General features: G+C 68.5%; 8 protein-coding genes. 1 reads left to right on the forward strand and 7 read right to left on the reverse strand.

What is annotated here, in order from left to right:
- The coding region (locus G6027_RS06535) for a DUF349 domain-containing protein (protein WP_182636464.1) at positions 1-1,082 on the forward strand (1,082 nt) is incomplete at its 5' end.
- Positions 1,083-1,115: 33 nt separating this feature from the next.
- On the opposite strand, the gene G6027_RS06540 is transcribed toward G6027_RS06535, so the two are convergent.
- The 7 genes from G6027_RS06540 to G6027_RS06570 form a co-directional block, all read right to left on the reverse strand.
- Positions 1,116-1,691: a hypothetical protein gene (locus G6027_RS06540; protein ID WP_182636465.1), complete on the reverse strand. Its 576-nt coding sequence runs from the start codon at positions 1,689-1,691 to the stop codon at positions 1,116-1,118.
- Positions 1,679-3,247 carry a tRNA (N6-isopentenyl adenosine(37)-C2)-methylthiotransferase MiaB gene (miaB, locus tag G6027_RS06545; protein WP_182636472.1) on the reverse strand — a complete coding sequence of 523 codons (1,569 nt, stop codon included), beginning with the start codon at positions 3,245-3,247 and terminating at the stop codon, positions 1,679-1,681. The genes G6027_RS06540 and miaB overlap by 13 nt, the downstream gene beginning before the upstream one ends.
- Before the next feature lie 26 nt (positions 3,248-3,273).
- The gene (locus G6027_RS06550) at positions 3,274-3,882 is read right to left on the reverse strand and encodes a regulatory protein RecX (protein WP_182636466.1); all 609 of its coding nucleotides are present in this window, start codon (positions 3,880-3,882) and stop codon (positions 3,274-3,276) included.
- Positions 3,882-4,988: a recombinase RecA gene (gene recA, locus G6027_RS06555; protein ID WP_182636467.1), complete on the reverse strand. Its 1,107-nt coding sequence runs from the start codon at positions 4,986-4,988 to the stop codon at positions 3,882-3,884. Before recA ends, G6027_RS06550 begins: the two co-directional genes overlap by 1 nt.
- Before the next feature lie 224 nt (positions 4,989-5,212).
- Positions 5,213-5,407, reverse strand: coding sequence for a DUF3046 domain-containing protein (locus G6027_RS06560; protein WP_182636468.1), 195 nt, complete (start codon positions 5,405-5,407; stop codon positions 5,213-5,215).
- 70 nt (positions 5,408-5,477) lie between these two features.
- Positions 5,478-6,305 carry a PspA/IM30 family protein gene (locus tag G6027_RS06565; RefSeq protein WP_182636469.1) on the reverse strand — a complete coding sequence of 276 codons (828 nt, stop codon included), beginning with the start codon at positions 6,303-6,305 and terminating at the stop codon, positions 5,478-5,480.
- Between the two features lie 97 nt (positions 6,306-6,402).
- Complete coding sequence (locus G6027_RS06570) at positions 6,403-6,735, reverse strand: helix-turn-helix transcriptional regulator (protein WP_182636470.1); 333 nt, start codon at positions 6,733-6,735, stop codon at positions 6,403-6,405.
- Positions 6,736-6,917 lie beyond the last annotated feature (182 nt).

The following is a 6,917-nucleotide window of genomic DNA, read 5'->3' on the forward strand; positions in this document are numbered from 1 at the left end:
ACGACCTGGTTGCGGAGGTCACGCTCCTCGAGGCCCGACTCGGTTCCCACCCGCAGGACGCGCGGAAGACCCGCGCCTCCGCCGAGGCTCTCGCCGAGCAGCTCCCGACCGCTGCCGCCGTGGGGGATCTCGACGCTCTCGCGACCCGACTCGCCGCCGTGATCGAGCGCTCCGGCGCCGTCGAGGTCGAGGCGCGCCAGCGCAAGGACGAGGAGCGCGCCACCGCGATCGCCCGCAAGGAGGCGTTGGCCGTCGAAGCGGAGGAGATCGGCGAGTCGTCCACTCAGTGGAAAGCCGCCGGAGACCGCCTCCGGGAGATCCTCGACGAGTGGAAGACCATCCGTGGCATCGATCGCAAGACCGACGATGTCCTGTGGAAGCGCTTCTCCAAGGCGCGCGAGGCGTTCAACCGGCGCCGGGGTTCCCACTTCGCGGAGCTCGACCGCACTCGCGCCTCGGTCAAGCGGGTCAAGGAGGAGTTGGTCGAACGCGCCGAGTCCCTCTCCGGCTCGACCGACTGGAACGACACGGCCACCGCGTTCAGGCGACTCATGGACGAGTGGAAGGCCGCGGGCCGCGCTCCCCGAGAGGCCGACGACGCCCTGTGGAAGCGCTTCAAGGCAGCCCAGGACACGTTCTTCGATGCCCGCCACGCCGCGGCGGCCGAGCGGGACGCGGAGTTCGAGGGCAATGCGGACGCCAAGGAGGCGCTACTCGCCGAGTACGCGGCCCGGATCGACCCGGGCAAGAATCTCGAGGCGGCTCGTTCCTCGCTACGGGAGTTGCAGACCCGCTGGGAGGAGATCGGCAAGGTCCCGCGGGAGAGGATGGGACAGCTCGAGGGACGGATCCGTGCCCTGGAGAAGTCCGTGGCCGACGCGGCCGACGCGGAATGGCGACGGACCGACCCGGAGGCCAAGGCCCGCGCCGCCCAGTTCTGGGTGCGAGTGGACGATTTCGAGGAGCAGGCGGCAAAGGCCGAGGCCGCAGGCAGGTCGAAGGACGCCGAGAAGGCCCGTGCCCAGGCAGTGCAGTGGAAGGAGTGGGCCGAGGCCGCCGAGAACGCAGTCGACACACGCTGAGCGCACCGTGCCCTGGTTCAGTTGTGCCCTGGTTCAGTCGCGGAGGCGGACGGAGTCCTCGAGCTCGCGCTGTTCCGGGGTGCGCGCCCACAGGACGCCGGCCAGGGTCATCACCAGTAGCACCACCAGGATCACGCTGACGTACAAGCCGATCCCGGGCGCGCCGAAGTCCTGGAAGTCGGGGTTCGGTCCCCGTCCGGACTGGCGCAGCCAGATCGCCAGCATCCCGTAGACCGTGGCCACGCAGCTGGCGCCCCAGGCGATCCCCGCCGCCCACCACTTCTGCGTGATGATCATGACGGCGCCGAACAGGATGGTGCCGACCGAGTAGAGCAGGACGAACACGTGGGAGGGCAGCGAGGTCTGTTGGTCTCGGGCCGCCTCGGTGAAGAAGAGCACGTCCAGACCACGCACCCCGTCGCTGTGGGGAAGCGCGAGAGCGGCGGCGAGCAACACGATCAGGAGAGCCGACGCCAGGTAGGCCTTGCCTATGACGAGGGTGTGGCCCAGCATCCTGTCCCTGCGTCGGAACTCCGAATCCACGGTCCTGGTGGATTCCATGATCCCCTGGATGGGGTCCGGGCGGTCAGCGGTGTTCACGTGAGGCATCCCTTCTGGGTGGTGTCGGAGGCGAGGACGTCACGTCGCAGCGTGGGCAGTCCGAGCCCCACGCCGATCGGAGGTGTCTCCGGCTTCTCGCCGGCCTCGTGCCTGTCGCCCGCCCTGGTGGCCCGACAGGTCAGCACGCCGTCGTCGGCGAGCAGGTGGTGCGGGGCGGCCGAGGTGATTCGGGTGGTGACCACGTCACCGGGTCGGACCCGCCCTCCGTGCTCCCCCACCGGGGCGAAGTGCACGAGACGACCGTCGCGGGCCCTGCCGGTCATCCGCGCGGTGGCGGCATCCTTGCGGCCCTGGTCCGCGGTGACGAGCAGCTCGACCTCACGACCGACCTGCTGCCGGTTCTCCTCGAGAGTGATCCGCTCCTGCAGTTCGATCAGTCTCTCGTAGCGCTCCTGCACGACGGACTTGGGGATCTGGTCATCCATCGTCGCCGCCGGAGTCCCTGGGCGCGGCGAATACTGGAAGGTGAACGCGCTCGTGAAGCGCGCCTTCTCCACCACGTCGAGGGTGGCCTGGAAGTCCTCCTCGGTCTCGCCGGGGAATCCGACGATGATGTCCGTGGTGATGGCCGCGTGCGGCATCGCGGCACGCACCCTGTCCAGGATGCCCAGGAAACGTTCCGACCGGTACGAACGGCGCATCGCGCGCAGGACACGGTCCGAGCCGGACTGCAGGGGCATGTGAAGCTGCGGGCAGACGGCGGGGGTGTCCGCCATCGCCTCGATCACGTCGTCGGTGAACTCCGCCGGATGTGGTGAGGTGAACCGGATCCGCTCGATGCCCTCGACCCGACCGGCGGCACGCAGCAACTTCGCGAAGGCGCCTCTGTCGGACGGCTCGGCGGGGTCGTGGAACGACCGCCCGTAGGCGTTGACGTTCTGTCCGAGCAGGGTGACCTCCAGGACACCCTCGTCTGCCAGTGCCTTCATCTCTGCCAGGACCTCACCGGGTCTCCGGTCCACCTCCTTGCCGCGGAGGGACGGGACGATGCAGAACGTGCAGGTGTTGTTGCAGCCGACGGACACCGAGACCCAACCGGCGTAGGCGGACTCCCGGGTGGCCGGAAGGGTCGACGGGAAGTGCTGGAGCGAGTCGGCGATCTCCACCTCGGCACGCTCGTTGTGCCGTGAGCGCTGGAGCAAGGTGGGCAGGTGACCGAGGTTGTGCGTGCCGAAGACGACGTCGACCCACGGGGCCCGCGAGACCACGACGTCCTTGTCCTTCTGCGCCAGGCATCCTCCGACCGCGATCTGCAGTCGGGGATTGGCGTCCTTCCACGGCCGCAGATGACCGAGGGTGCCGTACAGGCGGTTGTCCGCGTTCTCGCGGACGGCGCATGTGTTGAACACCACGAGGTCCGGCAGATCGCCTCGAACCGGATCCGCCTCCCCCTCGAACGGCACGTACCCGGCCGCATCCAACACACCGGAGAGCCGCTCGGAGTCATGGACGTTCATCTGGCATCCGAAGGTCCGCACCTGATAGGTGCGTCCCTCGACGCGCTCGACACCGGTGTCTCCGGCCGTCGCCTGCAGGTCGGTCACGAGAGAATCCACGCAGGCCAGGGTACTCAGGACGACACGTGGGCCGCCAATTCGGCGTCGACCACCGTCATCGCCAACCCCGTCGGATAGCCCCGGCGGGCGAGGAACGCCACCAGCCTGCGCCGCTCCCCCTGGAGATCCGCCCCGGGACCGGAAGCGGCCGGCCTGCGGGTGAGCCGCGCCCGTACGAGCTCGGTGGCCTGCTCACGGTCATCGGACTCGTCGATGTCGGCCACCGCCCCCGCGATGTGGACCTCGGCGACACCCTTCTCCCGGAGTTCACGTTCGAGTGCACCCCGCGATCGTCCGCGTCGACGACGCCGCCCCCTGACCCACTCCGACGCGAAGTCGGCGTCGTCGAGCAGACCCCATACGCGGACCCTGTCCAGCGCCTCGTCCACGGCATCCGGTGCATGATCCTTACCCAGGAGCCGCTCCCGCAGTTCGTGATGGCTACGTGGCCGGTGGCGCAGGAGCCGGAGGGCCGCCGTCGCGGCCTCGTGGGCCTCGGGAGCCAACGGCGGCAGGTCCGAGCTACTGGACGCCCTGGTCTCCACCGCCGCGACCGCAGTGCGTAGTTCGTCCATGTCGACACACCACCCCCGCTCGGCATCGTGCGGGTCCTGCACGCTCATCAGAACTCGACGGGCACCACGTCGATAGGCGCGTCCTCATCGGACTCCGCCTCGATCTCCGCGATCTCCGCACCCGCCCCGATATTGAGCTTGTCGAGGATCTTCCGCTCGATCTCGTCGCGGACCGACGGGTTCTCCTTGAGGTACCGGCGGGCGTTCTCCTTGCCCTGGCCCAGCTGATCCGCCCCGTAGGTGAACCAGGAGCCCGACTTCTTGACGAAGCCGTTCTCCACACCCATGTCGATGAGCGATCCCTCGCGACTGATGCCCTCGCCGTAGAGGATGTCGAACTCCGCGATCTTGAACGGCGGCGCGATCTTGTTCTTGACGACCTTGACCTTGGTGCGGTTGCCCACGGCATCCGCGCCGTCCTTGAGGGTCTCGATCCGGCGCACGTCGAGACGCACCGAGGCGTAGAACTTGAGCGCCTTACCTCCCGTGGTGGTCTCGGGAGAGCCGAACATCACGCCGATCTTCTCGCGCAGCTGGTTGATGAAGATCGCGGTGGTGTTGGTGTTGTGCAGCGCACCGGTCATCTTGCGGAGCGCCTGGCTCATCAACCTCGCCTGCAGGCCCACGTGGCTGTCCCCCATCTCGCCCTCGATCTCCGCCCGCGGCACCAACGCCGCGACGGAGTCGACAACCAGGATGTCGATGGACCCCGACCTGACCAGCATGTCCGCGATCTCGAGCGCCTGCTCACCGGTGTCCGGCTGGGAGACGATGAGGTTGTCCGTGTCCACGCCGAGCTTGCGGGCGTACTCCGGGTCCAACGCGTGCTCCGCGTCGATGAACGCGGCGATCCCGCCGGCCGCCTGGGCGTTGGCCACCGCGTGCAGTGCGACGGTGGTCTTGCCGGATGACTCCGGACCGTAGATCTCCACGACACGACCCCGGGGGAACCCTCCGATGCCGAGTGCGACGTCGAGGGAGAGCGCGCCGGACGGGATGACCTTGATCGGCGGTCGGACGTCATCGCCCAGCCGCATGACCGAGCCCTTGCCGTAGGCCTTGTCGATCTGGGCGAGCGCCAACTCCAGCGCCTGCTCGCGATTCTGGGCCACACCCGTCCTGGTACCTGACTTGGCGGTGGTCTTGGCTGCCATGATGCTCTCCGTTCGTGCTGGACCTCCGGTGTCGTGCCGGACGGTCTGTGTGGTCTGCTCGCTCGCGGACGCTACGGGGCGGGTACGACAGATACCTCTCGCACGAGCCCCGGCAACCCTTCGCTGTGGAGGGGATGACGCCCTGTGGACGGGATCTCCCGTCATCACATGACCCGAGTGTAGACGAACGCCTGTTCGAGATCGAACGACACGCCGTGCAGGAGTCACCGTAGGGACTCGGGGACCTCGAACTCCGAACACAGGGCCAACCAGACCTGTTTGACGGAGGCGCCGGCGTCGATGGCCTCACCGGCCGTGCGCCCGTCGAACGCGGCGAGGTGGTGGAACCTCACGAGATGATCGGCCCGCAGGTCCCCGAAGGCCTCGACGGTCCGGGCCCTGAACTCGGTCAGTGTCATGTGCCCACCCCTTCACCACGGACGAGGACGGGCCACCGGTACGCTCCCCGGTGGCCCGTCCTCGGACGACTCACTGCTGGTCGGTCTGCGCCTGCTGCTGGGGCGGGGTGGTGGACTGTGGCTGGCCCTGGGGGAGCTGGGACGCCGAACCGGTGCCCTGACCGAGCTGACCGCCCTCGGCCTTCATCGACGCCCGGATCTGCTCGAGACGACTGTGCCCGGCCATCTGCGTCGACGCCTGTTCGACCTCGAGCATCCGGCCCTGAACGGAATTCTGGGCGAGCTCCGCCGAACCGAGGGCGTTGGCGTACCGCCGCTCGATCTTGTCGCGGACCTGGTCGAGGTTCGGGGTGTTCCCGCCCGAGGAGACCTCGGACATGGACTGCAGAGACGCGCTGACCTGCTCCTGCATCTTGGCCTGCTCCAGCTGGCTGAGCAGTTTGGTCCGCTCGGCGACCTTCTGCTGGAGCACCATCGCGTTCTGCTCGACGGCCTTCTTGGCCTGGGCCGCGGCCTGGAGCGACTGGTCGTGGAGCCCCTTGAGGTCCTCGACGTTCTGCTCGGCGGTGACGAGTTGCGCGGCGAACGCCTCCGCGGCGTTCTCGTACTCGGTCGCCTTCTGCGTGTCGCCGTTCTGGTGGGCCTGCTCGGACATCTGCAGTGCCTGCCGGGTGGAACCCTGCAGCTTCTCGATGTCGGCGAGCTGCCGGTTGAGCTTCATCTCCAGCTGCCGCTGGTTGCCGATGACGGCTGCCGCCTGCTGGGACAGCTGCTGGTGCTGACGCTGCGCGTCCGAGATGGCCTGCTGGATCTGGACCTTGGGGTCGGCATTCTCGTCGATCTTCGAATCGAACAACGCCATGAGGTAGCGCCATGCCTTGGTAAACGGATTGGCCATCGCTGCGTGGTGTCCTTCTGCCGATTCGGACGACTGGTCGGTACCACGGTACCGAACTACGTCGGGGGGCGACCACCGGGCGTTCCCGGTGTGGGGCTCAGGCCGCGAGCACGGGCTCCGCGACAGCGTCCGGGAGCGAGACGGTGCCCGGGGGCGAGACCTCGAGTGCCGCGCGGATGAGGATCTCCCCTAGCGAGACGTCGAGAGCACCCGAGATGGACGCGAGGAGCTCACTCGAGGCCTCCTTGCGACCGCGTTCGATCTCGGAGAGATACCCGGGGCTCACCCGGGCCGCGTCGGCGACGTCCCGCAGGGTCCGCCCCGAATCGCCCCGCAGGCCGCGGAGGACCGTCCCGAGGGTCTCCCGCAGCAGCGGGGGCCCGCTCCGGTGGTCCGGTCGGGGCAGCGTGGTCATCTGGATGTTCGGCATCACGGGGTATAACGCCTCACGTCCCCGATTCGTTCCCGCCCTCGTCGACGATCCCCACCAGGAGGTCCAGGGCGGCCGCACAGGCCCCGCGACGGATCGCCCCGCGACCCCCACCCAATGAGAGCTCGGTCGACCGCGCGGCGACTCCCGGTGCGCAGATTCCCACGTGGACCGTCCCCACT

The organism is Dietzia sp. SLG310A2-38A2, assembly GCF_014145095.1.
Classification (GTDB): domain Bacteria; phylum Actinomycetota; class Actinomycetes; order Mycobacteriales; family Mycobacteriaceae; genus Dietzia.

Coding starts and splice junctions, on each gene's coding strand:
- G6027_RS06540 (WP_182636465.1), bottom strand. CDS start 1,691: ATGCCTCACGTGAACACCGCTGACCGCCCGGACCCCATCCAGGGGATC.
- G6027_RS06550 (WP_182636466.1), bottom strand. CDS start 3,882: ATGAGCGTGCAGGACCCGCACGATGCCGAGCGGGGGTGGTGTGTCGAC.
- recA (WP_182636467.1), bottom strand. CDS start 4,988: ATGGCAGCCAAGACCACCGCCAAGTCAGGTACCAGGACGGGTGTGGCC.
- G6027_RS06560 (WP_182636468.1), bottom strand. CDS start 5,407: ATGACACTGACCGAGTTCAGGGCCCGGACCGTCGAGGCCTTCGGGGAC.
- G6027_RS06565 (WP_182636469.1), bottom strand. CDS start 6,305: ATGGCCAATCCGTTTACCAAGGCATGGCGCTACCTCATGGCGTTGTTC.
- G6027_RS06570 (WP_182636470.1), bottom strand. CDS start 6,735: ATGCCGAACATCCAGATGACCACGCTGCCCCGACCGGACCACCGGAGC.